This is a genomic window from Novacetimonas cocois (genome assembly GCF_003311635.1).
GTDB lineage: Bacteria > Pseudomonadota > Alphaproteobacteria > Acetobacterales > Acetobacteraceae > Novacetimonas > Novacetimonas cocois.
The window spans coordinates 298,843-318,105 of sequence record NZ_QEXL01000001.1; the positions used below are offsets into that span (position 1 = coordinate 298,843).

General features: G+C 61.6%; 17 protein-coding genes and 2 tRNA genes. All 19 read left to right on the forward strand.

Features of this window, described 5'->3' with window-relative positions; genetic code table 11:
- Nucleotides 1-4 precede the first annotated feature (4 nt).
- The 19 genes from tig to nuoL all read left to right on the forward strand — a co-directional run bounded on the left by tig (nucleotide 5) and on the right by nuoL (nucleotide 19,245).
- Nucleotides 5-1,342 (forward strand): trigger factor, encoded by a 1,338-nt coding sequence (tig, locus tag NJLHNGOC_RS01410; RefSeq protein ID WP_113594815.1) that lies wholly within the window; start codon nucleotides 5-7, stop codon nucleotides 1,340-1,342.
- Nucleotides 1,343-1,617: 275 nt separating this feature from the next.
- Nucleotides 1,618-2,253 (forward strand): ATP-dependent Clp protease proteolytic subunit, encoded by a 636-nt coding sequence (locus tag NJLHNGOC_RS01415; protein WP_110526111.1) that lies wholly within the window; start codon nucleotides 1,618-1,620, stop codon nucleotides 2,251-2,253.
- Nucleotides 2,254-2,517: 264 nt separating this feature from the next.
- Entirely contained in the window at nucleotides 2,518-3,777 is a 1,260-nt protein-coding gene (gene clpX / locus NJLHNGOC_RS01420; protein WP_110526114.1) for an ATP-dependent Clp protease ATP-binding subunit ClpX, read from the forward strand.
- Nucleotides 3,778-3,969: 192 nt separating this feature from the next.
- Complete coding sequence (gene lon / locus NJLHNGOC_RS01425) at nucleotides 3,970-6,465, forward strand: endopeptidase La (protein ID WP_110526118.1); 2,496 nt, start codon at nucleotides 3,970-3,972, stop codon at nucleotides 6,463-6,465.
- Nucleotides 6,466-6,646: 181 nt separating this feature from the next.
- Nucleotides 6,647-6,934, forward strand: coding sequence for an HU family DNA-binding protein (locus NJLHNGOC_RS01430; protein WP_003620741.1), 288 nt, complete (start codon nucleotides 6,647-6,649; stop codon nucleotides 6,932-6,934).
- 70 nt (nucleotides 6,935-7,004) lie between these two features.
- Nucleotides 7,005-7,079 (forward strand) — tRNA-Val (locus NJLHNGOC_RS01435).
- Nucleotides 7,080-7,227: 148 nt separating this feature from the next.
- Nucleotides 7,228-7,304: transfer RNA gene (locus tag NJLHNGOC_RS01440), tRNA-Asp, on the forward strand.
- A gap of 326 nt (nucleotides 7,305-7,630) precedes the next feature.
- On the forward strand, nucleotides 7,631-7,996 hold the full coding sequence (locus NJLHNGOC_RS01445; RefSeq protein ID WP_110094242.1) for an NADH-quinone oxidoreductase subunit A: 366 nt from the start codon (nucleotides 7,631-7,633) through the stop codon (nucleotides 7,994-7,996).
- 26 nt (nucleotides 7,997-8,022) lie between these two features.
- Entirely contained in the window at nucleotides 8,023-8,601 is a 579-nt protein-coding gene (locus NJLHNGOC_RS01450; RefSeq protein ID WP_110526124.1) for a NuoB/complex I 20 kDa subunit family protein, read from the forward strand.
- A gap of 46 nt (nucleotides 8,602-8,647) precedes the next feature.
- A complete protein-coding gene (locus tag NJLHNGOC_RS01455) occupies nucleotides 8,648-9,259 on the forward strand; it encodes an NADH-quinone oxidoreductase subunit C (protein WP_408890405.1) in 612 nt (203 codons plus the stop codon).
- Between the two features lie 12 nt (nucleotides 9,260-9,271).
- Nucleotides 9,272-10,522 carry an NADH-quinone oxidoreductase subunit D gene (locus tag NJLHNGOC_RS01460; protein WP_113594747.1) on the forward strand — a complete coding sequence of 417 codons (1,251 nt, stop codon included), beginning with the start codon at nucleotides 9,272-9,274 and terminating at the stop codon, nucleotides 10,520-10,522.
- Nucleotides 10,523-10,527: 5 nt separating this feature from the next.
- Nucleotides 10,528-11,187, forward strand: a complete 660-nt coding sequence (locus NJLHNGOC_RS01465) for a complex I 24 kDa subunit family protein (RefSeq protein ID WP_113594748.1) — start codon at nucleotides 10,528-10,530, stop codon at nucleotides 11,185-11,187.
- Between the two features lie 12 nt (nucleotides 11,188-11,199).
- Nucleotides 11,200-12,525 (forward strand): NADH-quinone oxidoreductase subunit NuoF, encoded by a 1,326-nt coding sequence (gene nuoF, locus NJLHNGOC_RS01470; RefSeq protein WP_110560174.1) that lies wholly within the window; start codon nucleotides 11,200-11,202, stop codon nucleotides 12,523-12,525.
- Between the two features lie 5 nt (nucleotides 12,526-12,530).
- Entirely contained in the window at nucleotides 12,531-14,597 is a 2,067-nt protein-coding gene (nuoG, locus tag NJLHNGOC_RS01475; protein WP_113594817.1) for an NADH-quinone oxidoreductase subunit NuoG, read from the forward strand.
- A gap of 6 nt (nucleotides 14,598-14,603) precedes the next feature.
- Nucleotides 14,604-15,626, forward strand: coding sequence for an NADH-quinone oxidoreductase subunit NuoH (gene nuoH, locus NJLHNGOC_RS01480; RefSeq protein ID WP_110526138.1), 1,023 nt, complete (start codon nucleotides 14,604-14,606; stop codon nucleotides 15,624-15,626).
- Nucleotides 15,626-16,114, forward strand: a complete 489-nt coding sequence (nuoI, locus tag NJLHNGOC_RS01485; protein WP_110094249.1) for an NADH-quinone oxidoreductase subunit NuoI — start codon at nucleotides 15,626-15,628, stop codon at nucleotides 16,112-16,114. Before nuoH ends, nuoI begins: the two co-directional genes overlap by 1 nt.
- Before the next feature lie 93 nt (nucleotides 16,115-16,207).
- Nucleotides 16,208-16,981: an NADH-quinone oxidoreductase subunit J gene (locus NJLHNGOC_RS01490; protein WP_113594749.1), complete on the forward strand. Its 774-nt coding sequence runs from the start codon at nucleotides 16,208-16,210 to the stop codon at nucleotides 16,979-16,981.
- The gene (gene nuoK / locus NJLHNGOC_RS01495; protein WP_110094251.1) at nucleotides 16,974-17,297 is read left to right on the forward strand and encodes an NADH-quinone oxidoreductase subunit NuoK; all 324 of its coding nucleotides are present in this window, start codon (nucleotides 16,974-16,976) and stop codon (nucleotides 17,295-17,297) included. Before NJLHNGOC_RS01490 ends, nuoK begins: the two co-directional genes overlap by 8 nt.
- A 7-nt stretch (nucleotides 17,298-17,304) precedes the next feature.
- Nucleotides 17,305-19,245: an NADH-quinone oxidoreductase subunit L gene (nuoL, locus tag NJLHNGOC_RS01500; RefSeq protein ID WP_113594750.1), complete on the forward strand. Its 1,941-nt coding sequence runs from the start codon at nucleotides 17,305-17,307 to the stop codon at nucleotides 19,243-19,245.
- Nucleotides 19,246-19,263 lie beyond the last annotated feature (18 nt).

A 19,263-nucleotide genomic window follows, 5' to 3' on the forward strand; every position in this document is an offset into this window, starting at 1 on the left:
GCAGATGCAGGTTACTGAAACGCTTTCCGATGGCCTGAAGCGCGGGTTTACCGTCACGGTTCCGGCGCAGGAAATTGAAAGCAAGCGCAGCGCGCGCCTGAAAGAAGTTGGACAGTCCATGAAGCTGCCGGGGTTCCGTCCCGGCAAGGTGCCGCTGAGCATCGTCAAGCAGCGTTTCGGGACCGAAGTCCAGGGAGAGATCCTGGAGCAGGTCGTCGGCGACGCGACGCGCAAGCTTCTGGACGAGCGCGGGCTGCGCCCGGCGATGCAGCCGAAGGTTGACATCGTCTCCGGCGGGGAACCCGACAGCAAGTCCGACCTTGAATTCAAGGTCGAGTTCGAGGTGCTGCCGGAAATTCCGGTGCCTGACCTGTCGAGCCTGTCGCTGACGCGGCTGAAGTCCGCGGTCAACGCCGAGACGGTGGACAAGGCGCTGAAGGAAATCGCCGGCCGCCAGCGTGAGTTCGAGACCATCACCGAAGACCGCCCCGCCGCAAAGGGCGATGTCCTGACGGTGGATTTCGTGGGCAAGATCGATGGCGTCGCCTTTGACGGCGGTTCCGCCGACGATGTGAACGTGGAAATCGGCGGCGCCGGCTTCATCCCCGGCTTTGCCGAGCAGCTCGAGGGCATGAAGGCCGGTGACGAAAAGGTGATCACCGTCACGTTCCCCGCCGATTACCAGGCGGAGAACCTTGCGGGCAAGGAAGCCACCTTCGACATCAAGGGCAAGGCGCTGAAGCGTCCGGTCGAAGTCAAGATCGATGACGAACTGGCCAAGAAGCTCGGCTTCGAGGGGCTGGATCAGGTGCGCGAACTGATCACCAAGCAGGTCGAGCAGGAATACGAGCAGCTGTCGCGCCTGCGCCTGAAGCGCGACCTTCTGGACCAGCTGGCCGAGAAGACCGCGTTCGAGGCGCCCCCGGGCATGGTGGACGCGGAGTTCGCCCAGATCTGGAACCGCATCGAGGAAGACCGCAAGGCCGGTCGCCTTGATGACGAGGACAAGGACAAGGACGAGGAAACGCTGCGCGCGGATTATCGCAAGATCGCCGAACGCCGCGTGAAGCTGGGGCTGCTGCTGGCTGAAATCGGACGCGTCAACAACATCACCGTCACCCAGGACGAGATGCTGCAGGCCATCCGCGCCGAAGCCATGCGCTATCCCGGTCAGGAACAGGCCGTGTTTGAATTTTTCGGGAAGAACCCGCAGGCCGCCGACAGCCTGCGTGGCCCGATCTTTGAAAACAAGGTCATCGACTATATCGTCGAGCTTGCGAAGGTCGAAGACAAGGAAGTCACGCCCGAGGAACTGGCGGAAATGCCGGAAGCCACCGTCTGAGGGCACGATTCCAGGCCTTGACGCACAACCGGGTGGGGCATGGGAACTTCTGCGGGTTTCCGTGCCTTCCCCGTTCGTCGTGACCGGGCCAGACAGGCCATGTTCGCATCATATTGTCTAAAATGACGGCAATGGGGTGGTATCTGGCGTGTTTGTCTCTATTTTGTCATAAGTAACCGGGGAAAGTCCGGCTGCTCCGTTTTGATGGCGCGCCTGTGCGTGCCGGAAAATCAGGGCGGGTCGGGCTTTTGCTTTTCAGGATCGGGAATATGGCTATGAGGGATCGCAATCCCGTAGAGATCTTCAATAATGCTCTTGTGCCGATGGTGGTCGAACAGACCTCTCGCGGGGAGCGGGCATTCGATATTTATTCCCGCCTGCTGCAGGAGCGCATCATCTTTCTGACCGGGCCGGTCTATGATCAGGTTTCGGCGGTCGTGTCCGCGCAGCTTCTGTATCTGGAAAGCGTGAACCCGACCAAGGAAATCTCGTTCTACATCAACAGCCCGGGCGGGGTGGTGTCGGCTGGTCTCGCGATTTACGACACGATGCAGTACATCCGCAGCCCCGTCAGCACCGTGTGTATCGGTCAGGCGGCGTCGATGGGTTCGCTGCTGCTGGCGGGTGGGGAAAAGGGACGTCGCTTTGCCCTGCCGAATTCGCGGGTGATGGTGCACCAGCCCTCCGGCGGCGCGCAGGGACAGGCAAGTGACATCGAGATCCAGGCGACGGAAATCCTGACCATCCGCAAGCGTCTGAACGAAATCTACGAAGTGCATACCGGCCGCACGCTTGAAGAGATCGAGCGCAAGCTGGAGCGTGACAGCTACATGTCGGCGGAAGAAGCCTGCGCCTTTGGCATCGTGGACGAGGTCGTGCGCAACCATGCGGCGGAAAAGGCCGCCGACTGACATCCGGGGACTGACGGCCGCGGCGTGACATGGCGCCCGGCCCGAAAGCCCATGGAAAGGATCGGGGCATCGCGCGGCGTCGGGGATGAGAGATCCCGACGAGGGAGCGGCGCCCCGTGATGATGCGGGAGGGCAGGGGATTGCGCCGTGCGGCGTTTCTCCTATCCTGAGGCGACTGAATAAGCTGCGGCGCGCCGGAACCGGTGGGAAGTTCCGGTCGCCGGGAATGGACAGGTTCCCCCTTGCGGGGGAATAGGAGCGGTTATGAACAACAAATCCGGCGATTCCAAAAATACCCTTTATTGCTCGTTCTGTGGCAAGTCCCAGCACGAGGTCCGGAAGCTCATCGCCGGTCCCACCGTGTTCATTTGCGATGAATGCGTCGAACTGTGCATGGACATCATCCGCGAGGAGCACAAGACGCACCTTGTGAAGTCGCGCGACGGCGTGCCGACCCCGCGTGAGATCTGCAAGATCCTGGACGATTACGTCATCGGCCAGATGCATGCGAAAAAGGTGCTGTCGGTCGCGGTCCACAACCATTACAAGCGCCTGGCCCACAGCCAGAAGAACAATGATGTCGAGATCGCGAAGTCGAACATCATGCTGATCGGCCCGACCGGGTCGGGCAAGACGCTTCTGGCGCAGACGCTGGCGCGCATCCTTGACGTGCCCTTCACCATGGCCGATGCCACCACCCTGACCGAAGCGGGCTATGTGGGCGAGGATGTCGAGAACATCATCCTCAAGCTGCTGCAGGCCGCCGATTACAACGTGGAAAAGGCGCAGCGCGGCATCGTCTATATCGATGAAATCGACAAGATTTCGCGCAAGTCCGACAATCCGTCCATCACCCGTGATGTCAGCGGCGAGGGCGTGCAGCAGGCGTTGCTCAAGATCATGGAAGGCACGGTGGCTTCCGTCCCGCCGCAGGGGGGGCGCAAGCATCCGCAGCAGGAATTCCTGCAGGTGGACACCACCAACATGCTGTTCATCTGCGGTGGCGCGTTCGCGGGGCTCGACAAGATCATCAGCGCGCGCGGCAAGGGGTCGGGAATCGGGTTCGGTGCGGATGTGCAGTCCCCCGACGACCGGCGCACGGGCGCGATCCTGCGCGATATCGAGCCGGAAGATCTGCTGAAGTTCGGCCTGATTCCCGAATTCATCGGTCGCCTGCCGGTGCTGGCGACGCTGGAGGACCTGGACGAGGCCGCGCTGATCGAAATCCTGACCAAGCCCAAGAACGCACTGGTCAAGCAGTATGCGCGCCTGTTCCAGATGGAAGACGTGAAGCTGACCTTCTCCGAGGATGCGCTGAGCGCGATCGCGCAGCGGGCGATTGCCCGCCGGACCGGCGCGCGTGGCCTGCGTGCCATCCTTGAAAGTATCCTGCTGTCGACGATGTTCGAGCTTCCGGGCCTGAAAAACGTGGAAGAGATCGTCGTCAACAAGGATGCCGCGGAGAACAAGGCGCCCCCGGTCTATGTCTATGGCAAGGCCGAGCCCGAAGAGCAGTCCGCCTGATTTTGCGCTGGATTTGCTTTTGGAAAAGCTTTTTCGTTTTTGATGATGTCGGCCATTTGCCCCATGCCTGCCTTGTGTCGGCGGGGGCAAATGACAACATGACTCATCAGGTCATCGCATGTGCGGTGTTACGGGTCCGCAGGCCGCCGGGCGGGTGTGGACCCGGGATCGTCCATCAGGAGGTCAAGTTACATGTCTGAATCCGAAAGACTGGACCAGGTGCCGGGCACTACCGAAAATACGGAAAAAGCCGTTCCGGTATCCGTGGCGTCTCAGGAAGATCAGGATCTCACGCCCCGTGAAAAGGATACGATGGCGGTTCTGCCGTTGCGTGACATCGTGGTGTTTCCCCACATGATCGTGCCGCTGTTTGTCGGGCGGGAAAAATCCGTCCGCGCGCTTGAAGCGGTTACGAAGAACGACAAGCAGATCCTGCTGGTGGCGCAGAAGAACGCGTCCCAGGATGATCCCTCGGTCGATGACATCTATCGTTACGGCACGGTTTCCACGATCCTGCAGCTGCTGAAGCTGCCTGATGGCACGGTCAAGGTGCTGGTGGAAGGCGGCCGTCGGGCGCGCATTTCGACGCTGCATGAGATCGACGGTCATTTCGAGGCCGAGATCGAGGAAGTGTCCGAAGAGGAAACCGACGGCAAGGAAGCGGAAGCGCTGGGCCGCACGACGATTTCCCAGTTCGAGCAGTACATCAAGCTGAACAAGAAGATCGCGCCGGAAGTCCTCGTCTCCCTCAACCAGATCGACAACCTGTCGAAGCTGGCGGATACGATTGCCAGCCACCTGAACCTCAAGATTTCCGAAAAGCAGGAAATCCTTGAAATTCAGGACGTCAATGCGCGTCTGGAACGCGTTTTCGCCCACATGGAAGCCGAGATCGGGGTCCTGCAGGTCGAAAAGCGCATTCGCAACCGCGTCAAGCGGCAGATGGAAAAGACGCAGCGCGAGTACTACCTGAACGAGCAGCTCAAGGCGATCCAGAAGGAACTGGGCGAAGGCGAGGACGGCAAGGACGAGACCGCCGAGCTTGAGGAAAAGATCGCCAAGACCAAGCTGAGCAAGGAAGCGCGCGACAAGGCGGTGGCCGAGCTGAAGAAGCTGCGCACCATGAGCCCGATGTCCGCCGAATCGACGGTGGTGCGCAACTACCTCGACTGGCTGCTGGGCATTCCGTGGAAGAAGCGTTCCAAGGTCCGTCACAACCTGCCGGAAGCCGAAAAGATCCTCGATACGGATCATTACGGCCTGGAAAAGGTCAAGGAACGCATCCTTGAATATCTGGCGGTGCAGAGCCGCGCCCAGAAGCTGAAGGGGCCGATCCTGTGCCTTGTCGGGCCGCCGGGCGTGGGCAAGACCTCGCTGGCGCGTTCGATCGCCAAGGCGACCGGCCGCCAGTATGTGCGCATGTCGCTGGGCGGCATGCGGGACGAGGCGGAAATCCGTGGTCATCGCCGGACCTATATCGGTTCGATGCCTGGCAAGATCATCCAGGGCATGAAGAAGGCGAAGACGTCGAATCCGCTGTTCCTGCTGGATGAAATCGACAAGCTCGGCGCTGACTGGCGCGGGGACCCGTCGTCCGCCCTGCTGGAGGTTCTCGACCCCGAGCAGAACGCGACCTTTGGCGATCATTACCTGGAGGTGGATTACGACCTGTCGGACGTGATGTTCATCACCACGGCCAACAGCCTGAACATGCCCCAGCCCCTGCTGGACCGCATGGAGATCATCCGCCTGTCTGGCTATACCGAGGATGAGAAGGTCGAAATCGCGAAGCGTCACCTGCTGACCAAGCAGGCGGAGGCCAACAACCTCAAGCCCGGCGAATGGTCGGTCAGTGACGATGCCCTGCTTGAACTGGTCCGCAGCTACACCCGCGAGGCCGGGGTGCGTAACCTGGAACGCGAAATCGCCACCCTGGCGCGCAAGGCCGTGACGGAAATCGTGACGGGCAAGGCCAAGACCGTCGCCATCACGAAGGACAACCTTGAAAAATATGCCGGCGTGAAGCGTTTCCGCCACGGCGAGACCGAGGCCGAGGATATGGTCGGGGTCGTCACCGGGCTGGCATGGACCGAGGTTGGTGGCGAAATCCTGACGATCGAAAGCGTGATGGTGCCTGGCAAGGGCAATATCAAGCTGACGGGCAAGCTGGGCGACGTGATGAAGGAAAGCGTGGCGGCTGCTCTGTCCTATGTCCGCAGCCGGGCCGCGACGTTTGGCATCAAGCCGACCCTGTTTGAGAAGCGCGACCTGCACGTCCATGTGCCCGAGGGCGCGACTCCCAAGGATGGTCCGTCGGCGGGTATCGCGATGGCGACATCGCTGGTCAGCGTGATGACGGGCATCCCGGTTCGTCGTGATGTCGGCATGACGGGGGAAATCACGCTGCGCGGGCGTGTCCTGCCGATTGGCGGCCTGAAGGAAAAGCTGCTGGCGGCGCATCGCGCGGGTATCCGCACGGTCTTCATCCCCAAGGATAACGAGAAGGATCTGGTGGATATCCCCAAGTCGGTGACGGGGGAACTGACAATCATCCCGGTCGCCCACGTGGACGAGGTGATTTCCAAGGCGCTTGCCACCCCGCCGGAGCCCATCGAATGGGTCGAGCCGCAGGAAGGCGTGCCCGCCAATCCGGTGTCCGAACCGGCCCTGACGTCGCTACCGCACTGATTGAAGAGCCTGTCAAGCGTAGCAAAATTGTCATGACAGGCGGGAATGACCGATTTTGTGGGTCATTCCCGCCCTTCGGTCGGTTGACGTGAGAGAAAACAGCGGCATAGTGCAGGCAGAAAATGCGACGCCAAAACACGCGTGAGAAGCGGTCGCAGTCAGTTACAGAGAAAGGCGTAAAATGGAGAAGCCACTTAACAAGCAGGAACTCGTTGCTGCTGTCGCCGAGAACGCCGATCTGGCAAAGGCAAAGGCGGGCGAAGTGGTCGATGCTGTGTTCGGCGCGATCGAAAAGGCCCTGTCCAACGGACAGGAAGTGCGTCTGGTCGGTTTCGGTACGTTCGTGACCGCCACCCGTAAGGCTGCCAAGGGCCGCAACCCCCGCACAGGCGAAGAGATCGATATCCCGGCCTCGACCTCCGTGCGTTTCAAGCCTGGCAAAAATCTGAAAGAAGCTGTAAGCAAATAAGCAGCTTGCATCAGGTGAGGGGTCCGGATCCGCATGGATTGTCGACCCCTCGGCTTTGATGCGGACATACGGGCGATTAGCTCAGCGGTAGAGCGTCTCGTTTACACCGAGAGGGTCGGCGGTTCGATCCCGTCATCGCCCACCATGGATGATGCCCCTTAACTATGGGTATTCAGGTCATGTGATTACCCGACCCGGCCAATTATATGGCTTTTAGGGATCGGAATTTCAGGCGTCATCGTCTGTTGACGCAGTCCGGATGGATCGGTAGAGATGCCCCGGACAACACCTGCGCGGGTGTAGCTCAGTTGGTTAGAGCGCCGGCCTGTCACGCCGGAGGTCGCGGGTTCGAGCCCCGTCACTCGCGCCACTTCCCGATATCATTTCCAGGAAAATCCATCCTTCGTCCCGCTGTGGCATGCAGCAGGCCGGATGTGTCCTGCGTTCCGGATTGCCGGAAACCATGGCGTTTTTCCCACTACACAGAAATATGAAGACAACAAAAAGTTCCCGATAAGTAATTCGGGCGCAACGACTGTATTTCTGCGGCATTTCCTAACATCACGGTAATGTTCCCGCCCGGGTATAGGCTAACCGTCTGTTCGTATGCGGCGGTTTGGGTCTAACTTTGCCTCCAGCCATACAGAAGTCGTTCAAGACACGGATGGTTCAATCAACAGGTTGGGGACATGGACCATGCATTCCGTCATCGCGGATTATTTCCCTGTACTGATATTCGGCGCGATCGCGGTTGTAATCGCGGGCGCCATGTTGGGAAGTTCGCTGCTTTTCGGGTGGCAGAAGCCATATTCGGAAAAAACATCCGCGTACGAATGCGGGTTTGAGCCCTTTGATGACACGCGGCGGCGATTCGACGTCCGGTTTTATCTTGTGGCCATCCTCTTCATTATTTTCGACCTCGAGGTGGCTTTCCTGTTCCCGTGGGCGGTGAGCCTGTCGCGGATCGGATGGTTCGGTTTCCTGTCGATGATGGGTTTCCTGACGGTCCTGACGGTCGGCTTCATCTACGAATGGTGCAAGGGCGCGCTGGAGTGGGATTGAGGCAGCAGGGAAGGGAGACAGGAAGCATGAGCAGCAGTTCATCAGGGCAGGGGCGTCCGTCCGACAGCATCGCATGGAATCGCGAAATGCTGCCGCCGGGACCGGAACAAGACGCCGTAATTCGTGGTGTCACGGGCGAGATCACGGAAAAGGGCTTTGTCGTCGCCAGCCTGGACAAGATCGTGAACTGGGGGCGCACCGGCAGCCTGTGGCCGATGTCATTCGGTCTGGCGTGCTGCGCGGTGGAAATGATCCACGCCTACATGCCGCGTTACGACCTTGACCGCATGGGCATCATCCCGCGCGGCTCGCCACGTCAGTCGGACGTGATGATCGTCGCCGGGACGCTGACGAACAAGATGGCCCCGGCCCTGCGCCGCGTGTACGACCAGATGGCCGAGCCGCGCTGGGTCATTTCCATGGGGTCATGCGCCAACGGCGGCGGGTATTACCATTATTCCTATTCGGTGGTGCGTGGCTGCGACCGGATCGTACCGGTTGACGTGTATGTCCCGGGCTGTCCCCCGACGGCGGAGGCGCTGATTTACGGCATCCTCCAGCTCCAGAAGAAAATTCGCAGGACAGGGACGATTCTCCGTGGCTGAGGCATCAAACACCCTTCCGGCGGTGCAGTCGCAGGCGCAGGCGTCGCTGGGTTCGCTGACATTCACGCTCGCCACGTCGGTGCCGGGCATCATTTCCGCCGGGATCGAGGGCGGGGAACTGGTGGTCCGCACGACGCGGCCCTACCTGCTGGCGATCATGGCGATGCTGCGCGACGATCCGCGTTACGCGTGCGAACAGATGATGGACCTGTGCGGCGTGGACTATCCCGATCGCGCGGAACGTTTCGACATTGTCTATAACCTGCTGTCGGTAACCCATAATCACCGCATCCGCGTGATCGTCACCACGGACGAGACACAGCCCGTGCCGTCGGTGCATCGCCTGTGGCCGTCCGCCACCTGGTGGGAACGCGAATGTTATGACCTGTTCGGCATCCTGTTCGCGGACCAGCCGGACCTGCGGCGCATCCTGACCGATTACGGGTTCGAAGGGCATCCCCTGCGCAAGGACTTCCCCCTGACCGGCTATGTCGAGACCCGTTACGACGAGGAGCGGCGGCAGGTCGTCTATGAGCCGGTGCAGCTGACGCAGGACTTCCGCAATTTCGATTTTGAATCCCCGTGGGAGGGTATCCTGACCCTGCCGGGGGACGAGAAGGCGCATGCGTTCCGCCAGAACATCAAGCGTCAGGAATAGGGAAATAGAACGATGAGTGACGTGACCCTGCAGGAGGATATTCCTGAAGCGCTGCTTCCCGAAGACAGCGACGGCGATGTCAGGAAGCATGTCGTCGAAATCGATTCGCATGCGCTGAATTTCGGTCCCCAGCATCCTTCGGCCCATGGCGTGCTGCGTCTGGTGCTGGAAATGGAGGGCGAGGTCGTTACCCGTGCCATTCCGCATGTCGGGCTTTTGCATCGCGGCACAGAAAAGCTGATTGAATACAAGACCTATCCCAAGGCCCTGCCGTATTTCGACCGTCTCGATTACGTCTCCCCCATGTGTGAGGAGCAGGCGTTCGCCCTGGCGACGGAAAAGCTGCTGAACCTCGAAATCCCGGACCGCGCGAAATGGATCCGCGTCATGTTCGCGGAAATCACGCGGATCCTGAACCATATCCTCAACCTGACCTCGTTCGGGCTGGACTGCGGCGCGCTGACACCTGCCCTGTGGGGGTATGAGGAACGTGAAAAGCTGCTGGAGTTTTATGAGGCCGCGTCCGGCGCGCGCTTCCACGCCAACTATTTCCGTCCCGGCGGCGTCGCGCGTGACCTTCCGGCCGGGCTTGAGGACCGTATCGCGGAATGGACGACGGAATTCCCGCGCTGGATCGATGACCTCGAATCCCTGCTGACCAACAACCGTATCTGGAAACAGCGCACGGTCGGTATTGGCGTCTTTACCACGGAACAGGCGCTGGCATGGGGATTCAGCGGGCCGTGCCTGCGGGCGTCCGGCGTGCCGTGGGACCTGCGCCGGTCGCAGCCCTATGACAATTACGACAAGGTCGAATTCAACGTGCCGGTGGCGCGTCAGGGCGACTGTTACGACCGGTATCTGGTGCGCGTCGCGGAAATGCGCGAAAGCGTCAGGATCATCGAGCAGTGCCTGGCGCAGATGAAGCCGGGACCGATCAAGGTCCAGGATCGCAAGATCGCCCCGCCCCCGCGGCGGGAAATGAAACGGTCGATGGAAGCCCTGATCCATCATTTCAAGCTGTTTACCGAAGGGTACCACGTGCCGCCGGGCGCGACCTATACCGCCGTTGAAAGCCCGAAAGGGGAATTCGGCGTCTATCTGGTCGCCGATGGCAGCAACCGGCCCTATCGATGCAAGATTCGCCCCACCGGATTTGCCCATCTGCAGGCCATGGACGTGATGGCGCGGCGGCACATGCTGGCCGACGCGGTTGCGATCATCGGTTCGCTTGATCTGGTGTTCGGCGAAATAGACAGGTGAACGACATGTCCGCGGATTCCAACACACCTCATAACGCGGAACCTGCTGAATTCACGTTCGATTCCGAAAGTGAGCAGCAGATCGCGCAGATACTCGCGAAGTATCCCCCCGAACGTAAGGCCAGCGGCGTCATCCCGCTGCTTTACGTGGTGCAGAAGCAGATGGGACGCCAGACCGGCAGCGCATGGGTTCCCCGTGTCGCGATGGACGCGGTGGCGCACCGGCTGGAGATGGCGCCCATCCGGGTTTACGAGGTCGCCACCTTCTACCTGATGTTCAATACGAAGCCGATCGGCAAATACCATCTTCAGGTCTGCACGACGACGTCGTGCTGGCTGCGGGGATCGGACGACGTGACGGCGGCATGCAAGGCCGCGACAGGCATCCATTCCTTTGGCGAAACCAGCGCGGATGGCCTGTTCACCATGACCGAGGTCGAATGCCTTGGCGCCTGCGCCAATGCGCCGATCCTTCAGGTTGACGATGATTATTACGAGGACATGGACGGTCCGCGCACGACGGAACTGATCGCGGCCCTGCGCCGGGGTGAGCGTCCGAAGCCCGGCCCCACCATCGATCGCATGGATTCCGCCCCGGTCGGGGGGCGCAAGACGCTGCTGGACACTGCGGGGCAGCAGGCCGGCGGCACGCAGGATAACGGGTAGGAAAGACGGGACATGCTTGAGGACAAGGACCGGATTTTTACCAATCTGTACGGTCAGAACGACTGGCGGCTGGCGGGTGCGCGACAGCGTGGCGACTGGAACGATACCGCCGCCATCCTGGCGCGCGGGCGTGATGCAATCATCGCGGAGATGAAGGCATCCGGCCTGCGCGGCCGTGGCGGCGCGGGTTTCCCCACCGGGGTCAAATGGTCATTCATGCCCAAGACATCGGACGGGCGGCCGCATTATCTGGTCATCAACGGTGATGAATCCGAACCCGGCACCTGCAAGGACCGCGAGATCCTGCGCCACGATCCGCACAAGCTGATCGAAAGCGCGCTGATCGCTTCCTTCGCGATGGGGGCGCACAAATCCTATATCTACATCCGCGGCGAATTCTTTAACGAGGCGCGGCATCTGCAGCATGCGATCGACGAGGCATACGAGGCTGGACTGATCGGTCCAAACGCCGCCGGGTCGGGATGGGATTTCGATTTCTATATCCATCGCGGGGCGGGTGCCTATATCTGCGGCGAGGAGACGGCCCTGCTCGAAAGTCTCGAGGGCAAGAAGGGGCAGCCCCGCATGAAGCCGCCATTCCCCGCGGCGATGGGGCTGTATGGCTGTCCGACCACGGTCAACAATGTCGAAAGCATTGCCGTGACCTCGACGATCATGCGGCGCGGGGCGTCGTGGTTTTCCGGGTTGGGCCGTCCGAACAACGCGGGCACGAAGCTGATGGCCATTTCCGGCCACGTCAACACGCCCTGCGTGTTCGAGGAAGAACTTGGCGTGCCGCTCAAGGACATCATCGAAAAACATGGCGGCGGCGTGCGTGGCGGCTGGGACAACCTGCTGGCGGTCATTCCGGGCGGCTGTTCCGTGCCGATGCTGCCGCGTGAGGTATGTGACACGGTCCTGATGGATTACGACAGCCTGCGCGCCGAAGGTTCAGGCCTTGGCACGGCCTGCATGATCGTGATGGACAAATCCACCGACATCATCCGCGCCATCGCCCGTTTTTCCCAGTTTTTCAAGCATGAGAGCTGTGGTCAGTGCACCCCCTGCCGCGAGGGCACGGGATGGATGATGCGTGTCATGCAACGCATGGTCGAAGGCCGCGCGGAGATCGAGGAGATTGACATGCTCGAACAGGTAACGCGCCAGGTTGAAGGTCATACGATCTGCGCCCTGGGCGATGCGGCGGCATGGCCCATCCAGGGGCTGATCCGGCGGTTCCGCCCGGTGATGGAGGAACGCATCCGCGCCTACAAGGCCGCCCATGGCGGTGGGCGTCTGGTGCAGGTTCCCGCCGACCTTCCGAGCGCGGCGGAGTGAGTGGCATGGTAAAAGTAACCGTTGACGGCATTCCCGTCGAAGTCCCGGCCGGGTCCAGCGCCCTTCAGGCCTGCGAGGCCGCGGGCAAGGAAATCCCGCGTTTCTGCTTCCACGAACGGCTGTCGGTGGCGGGCAACTGCCGCATGTGCCTTGTGCAGGTGGTCCGCGCGCCCAAGCCGGTGGCGTCGTGCGGCTTTCCGGTGGGCGAGGGGATGCAGATCCTGACCGATACCGAGGTCGTGCGCAAGGCGCGGCGGGCGGTCATGGAATTCCTGCTCATCAACCATCCGCTTGACTGCCCGATCTGCGATCAGGGCGGCGAATGCGACCTTCAGGACCAGGCGTTCGGGTATGGCGCGGACCATTCGCGCTATCTCGAAAACAAGCGCGCGGTGACGGACAAGTATCTTGGCCCGCTGGTCAAGACGGTCATGACGCGCTGCATCCAGTGCACGCGCTGCATCCGTTTCGCGACCGAGGTCGCGGGCGTGCCGGAACTTGGCGCCGTCTCGCGCGGCGAAAACATGGAAGTAACCAACTACGTCGAAAAGGCGCTGACTTCCGAACTGTCGGGCAACCTGATCGACATCTGCCCGGTGGGCGCGCTGACGTCCAAGCCGTATGCCTTTACCGCGCGTCCTTGGGAGCTCAAGCGCACGGACTCGATCGACGTGTGCGACGCGGTCGGCACCAACATCGTGATGCAGGCCCGTGGCGCCAGCGTGCTGCGTATCGTGCCGCGCACCAATGACGAGGTGAACGAGGAATGGCTGGCGGACAAGGGGCGTTTCGTCGTGGACGGCTTCCGTCACCGTCGCCTCGACCGGCCCTGGGTGCGGGTGCATGGCAAGCTGCAGCCCGCGTCATGGCAGGATGTCTTCGTCGCGCTGGCAAAGCGGCTCAAGGGCGTTCCGGGGGAACGGATCGGCGCGATTGCCGGTGACCTGTGCGATGCCGAAAGCATGCTGGCGCTGAAGGACCTGATGGGCGCGCTGGGATCGCCGAACATCGACTGCCGTCAGGACGGGGCGGATTACGACCTGTCGCACCGCGATTTCTATACGTTCAATACCGGCATCACCGGCATCGAGGACGCGGACGCACTGCTGATTGTCGGGGCCATTCCCCGGCAGGAGGCCCCCGTCCTGAACGCGCGCATTCGCAAGCGTTTCGTCACCGCCGGCCGGGGCAAGTTCCCGATCGCGATGATCGGCGCGCCGCAGGCCGATCCCACCTATGCCGTCGAAGTGCTGGGCGACGGGCCGGATGCGCTGGCGGACCTTGCGGCAGGGCGTTCGCCGTTCCTCGATGTCCTGAAAAAGGCCGAGCGGCCGATGATCATCGTCGGGCACGGGGCGCTGACGCGGCCTGACGCACGCGCGATCCTCAAGGCGGCATGGGACCTTGCGGGACAGGTGGGTGCGCTGGATGCGCAGTGGCATGGCTTCAACGTCCTGCACACGGCCGCCAGTCGCGTCGCCGGTCTGGATATGGGCTTTGTCCCGCAAAAGGGCGGCCGCGATGTCGCGGGCATGCTCAATGACGGGGTGGAAGTCCTGTGGCTGCTGGGCGCGGATGAATTCCCGGTCGATCGCATCGGCAACGATACCTTCGTCATCTATCAGGGACACCATGGCGATGCGGGCGCCGCGCGGGCGGACGTGATCCTGCCCGGCGCGCTGTATGCGGAAAAGCCCGGCACCTACGTCAATACCGAAGGCCGCGTGCAGCAGTCGTTCCGCGCGGTCATGCCGCCGGGTGACGCGCGCGAGGACTGGCGTATCGTGCGCGCGTTTTCCGAAGTGGTGGGGCATACGCTGCCCTATGACACGCTCGAGGCGCTGCGCGCGCGTCTGGCGCAGGTCAATCCGGTTTTCGCGCGGCAGGGTCATCCCCGGTTCGCGCCACCGCAGGGCATCAGTCCCGATGGGGGAAAGGTGGCGATTGCCTCCACCCCCTTTGTTCCGGTGATCGCGGATTATTACCAGACCAGTCCCATCTGCCGCGCCAGCCCGACGATGGAGACCTGTTCGCGGACCTATGTCCATCCCCCGGCCCAGGCAGCGGAGTAAGGTGAGGTGACGCATTTCTTTTTACATACGGTCGTGGGCCAGGTTCTGCTGATCGTTCTGGAAACGCTGGCCGTGCTTGTGCCGCTTCTGCTGGGGGTTGCGTACCTGACCCTGGCCGAACGCAAGGTGATGGCCGCGATGCAGCTGCGCAAGGGGCCGAACGTCAACGGTCCGTTCGGCGTGCTGCAGGCCTTTGCCGACGCGATCAAGATGCTGACCAAGGAAACGGTCATCCCGGCGGGCGCGAACCGCATGCTGTTCCTGTTCGCGCCTTTCCTGACCTTTTCACTGGCGATGGTGGCATGGGCGGTCATCCCGACGGGCAACGGCCTTGCGATCGCCGACATCAATGTCGGGGTGCTTTACCTGCTGGCGATTTCCTCGCTCGGGGTTTACGGCATCCTGATCGCGGGCTGGGCGTCCAATTCGAAATATGCCTTCCTTGGCGGCCTGCGTTCGGCGGCGCAGATGGTGTCCTACGAGGTCTCGATCGGCCTTGTGATCGTCTCCGTCCTGCTGGCGGTCGGCAGTCTGAACCTCAACGACATCGTGCTGGCGCAGCGCCATGTCTGGTTCTGCCTGCCGATGTTCCCGATGTTCATCGTCTTCTTCATCTCCGCGCTGGCGGAAACCAACCGCGCGCCCTTTGACCTTCCCGAAGGGGAGAGCGAACTGGTGGCGGGCTTTTTCGTCGAATATTCGGCGCTGGCGTTCGGGCTCTTCTTCCTTGGTGAATATGCCAACATGTTCCTGATGTCGGGCATGGTCAGCATCCTGTTCCTTGGTGGCTGGCTGCCGCCGCTGGATGTCGCGCCGCTGACATGGATTCCGGGGCCGCTGTGGCTGATTGCCAAGATCCTGTTCTGCCTGTTCGTCTTCATCTGGGTGCGCGCGACCTTCCCCCGCTATCGCTATGACCAGCTGATGCGGCTGGGGTGGAAGGTGTTCCTGCCGTTCTCCCTGGCGTGGATGGTTCTGACGGCCGGTTTTCTGATGGTGACGGGCCTGCTGCCCGGAGGAGCAAGCTGATGGGATATCTGAGCCGTACCGCCCGGTCGTTCCTGCTGAGCGAACTGGTCTCGGGCATGAGCGTGACGCTGAAGGCGTTTTTCAAGCCCAAGGCGACGATCAACTATCCCTATGAAAAGGGGCCGCTGTCGCCGCGTTTCAGGGGCGAGCATGCGCTGCGCCGCTATCCCAACGGAGAAGAGCGCTGCATCGCGTGCAAGCTGTGCGAGGCGACATGCCCGGCGGAGGCCATCACGATCGAGGCCGAGCCCCGCGACGACGGTTCGCGTCGTACCACCCGGTACGACATCGACATGACCAAGTGCATCTATTGTGGACTGTGCGAGGAAGCATGCCCCGTGGATGCGATCGTTGAAGGCCCCAACTATGAATTCGCGACCGAGACGCGCGAAGAACTTATGTACAACAAGGACAAGCTGCTCGCCAATGGCGATCGCTGGGAAAGCGTTCTTGCGCGCCGGCTGGAGCTGGATGCGCCGTATCGTTGACGTGGCGGATCGCATGTCCCCCTTCCATCCGCGCGATGGCAGGTGGACATGCGGGCAGCAGGAGGAAATATCCATGCGGCAGGAAGGTCACCCATGATGACCCAAATCGTCTTTTACATATTTGCGGCGGTCCTGGTTCTTTCTGCCTCGATGGTGGTCAGCGCCCGCAATCCCGTGCATTCGGTCCTGTTCCTGATACTGGCGTTTTTCAACGCGGCGGGACTGTTCCTGATCGCGGGGGCCGAATTCCTGGCGATGATCCTTGTCATCGTCTATGTCGGCGCCGTCGCGGTGCTGTTCCTGTTTGTCGTCATGATGCTTGACATCCGCATCGCCCAGGCGCGCGAGGGGCTGCAACGCTATGCCCCGATCGGCGCGGCGCTGGGCGGTGTGCTTCTGGCGGAACTGGTGCTGGCGTTCATGCACTGGCGCTTTGCGTCCAACATTGGCGATGTGGGGCACCTTGTCCCGTCCTCGCCCACGCGTTCGAACACGGCCGCGCTGGGGGATGTGCTTTATACGCACTACATCTTCCTGTTCCAGGCCTGCGCGCTGGTGCTGCTGGTGGCGATGATCGGCGCGATCGTGCTGACGCTGCGTGACCGGCCGACGGGACGACGCCAGGACATCGAACGCCAGCATGAACGCCAGGCGGCGGATTCCATGGAACTGCTGTCGCTTCCCCTGGGCCAGAGTGTCGATGCGCTGGGCGGGTTCCTGCGCCCGCACCAGTCCTATGACGTCGCGGCCGTGCCGGGGACCTATGGCACCCAGGCCTATCGCGAGGAGGAACAGCGGCTGGAGGAGTCCACCGCGCTGGTCGTGGTCGAGGACGTCACGAAAAACGAAAGTCGGGACAATGAATAGTGCAATCGCCACAATTGGCGTCACGCCGTACCTTGTCATCAGTGCGATCCTGCTGGTCCTGGGCGTGTTCGGTATTTTCCTGAACCGCAAGAACGTCATCATCATCCTGATGTCGATCGAACTGATCCTGCTGTCGGCCAATATCAATTTCGTGGCGTTTTCGGCGGCGCTGGGCGATCTGTCGGGACAGGTCTTCACCCTGTTCGTGCTGACGATCGCGGCGGCGGAATCCGCGATCGGCCTTGCCATCGTCACTGTCTATTTCCGTAATCGCGGCTCGATCGAGGTCGACCGCATTACGATGATGAAAGGGTGATCGGATCATGCAAACGGCATCCTGCCTTTTTGAAATCGCGGTTTTCGCGCCCCTGATCGGTTTCCTGACCGCGGGGATGGGGGGCCGCATCATTGGCGACGCCCTGTCGCAGGCGCTGACGATCATCCTGATGCTCATTGCCAGCATGGCCGCGATCGGCACCCTCATGATCGAGGGGCAGGTCGGAATGGTGACCGCGCTTGTGCCCGTGGCCGACTGGATCCAGGCCGGTAATTTCCATGTCGCGTGGGGATTGCGCATGGACGCACTGTCGGTGTCGATCGTGGCGATGGTCTGCGTGGTCTCGACCCTCGTGCATATCTACAGCACGGGATACATGGCGCATGAGACCATGCCGCGCTTCCGCTTCTTTTCCTACCTGTCGCTGTTTACGTTCGCGATGCTGATGCTGGTGACGTCGAATGACCTGCTTCAGCTGTTCTTTGGCTGGGAAGGCGTCGGCCTCGCCAGTTATCTGCTGATCGGGTACTGGTACACGCGGCCATCCGCCGCCGCCGCCGCGATCAAGGCGTTTGTCGTCAACCGCGTGGCGGACCTGTTTTTCCTGGTCGGGATCGCGCTGCTGTATGTCGAATTCGGCACCGTGACGTATGACGACATCTTCGCGATGGTGCCTGCCCACATGAATGATGTGTATCACCTGTTTGGCGCCCATCGCGCCATGGAGGTGATCTGCATGCTGCTGTTCATCGGGGCGATGGGCAAATCGGCGCAGCTGTTCCTGCATACATGGCTGCCTGACGCGATGGAGGGACCGACCCCCGTATCCGCCCTGATCCATGCGGCCACGATGGTCACGGCGGGCGTGTTCCTGATGGCGCGGATGTCGCCGCTGGTCGAATTTGCGCCGATGACGCGTGACTTCATCATCCTGATCGGCGGCACCACCTGCTTCTTCGCGGCGACGGTCGGACTGGTGCAGCCGGACATCAAGCGCACGATCGCATATTCCACCTGTTCGCAGCTGGGCTACATGTTCGTTGCGGTCGGGGTCGGGGCCTATCAGGCGGCGATGTTCCACCTGACGACGCATGCGTTCTTCAAGGCGCTGCTGTTCCTTGGTGCGGGCTGCGTGATCCATGCCGTGCATGATGAACAGGACATGTTCCGCATGGGCGGGCTGTGGCGCAAGATCCCGCTGACCTATGTCTGCATGTGGATCGGCAGCCTTGCGCTGGCGGGGATTTTCCCCTTCGCCGGGTACTGGTCGAAGGATGCGATCCTTGATGCCGCATGGATGTCGCCCGCGACGCTGGGACGGTATGGCTGGACCATGGGCTGCGTGACCGCGTTCCTGACCGCGCTGTACAGCTGGCGGCTGATCTTCCTGGTCTTCCATGGTAAGCCGCGTGATGCCCACCTGCATGAAGGCGCGCATGAAAGCCCGATTTCCATGACCGGTCCGGTCATCGTGCTGGGCTTTGGCGCGGTGCTGGGCGGTATCCTGCTGGCGCCACATTACATCGGCAAAGACCAGGTGGCGTTCTGGAACGGGGCGATCGCGAACGCGCCGGGCAACAACATCATCGAAATGATGGAACATGCGCCGGGCTTCATTTCCCTCGTGCCGAGCATCGCGGCCGTTGGCGGCATCCTGATCGCCTATGTCTGCTATATCCTGCAGCCCGCGATCCCGGGGGCGATGGCCCGTGCGCTGCGGCCGCTTTACCTGTTCCTGCTGAACAAGTGGTATTTCGACGAACTGTATGACCTGATACTGATCCGTCCGTACAAGGCGCTTGCGCGCGTGCTGTGGAAGGACGTGGACGAAGGCGTGGTCGAGGGCATTCCCGAAGGGCTGGCCCGCATGACCGTGGCGTCCGCCGGACAGGCGGTGCGGATCCAGACAGGATCGATCGCGGTCTATGCCTTTACGATGCTGATCGGCCTGGTGGTGCTGCTGTCCACCATGCTGTTCGCGCACTGACGCCATGATGACGAGGGT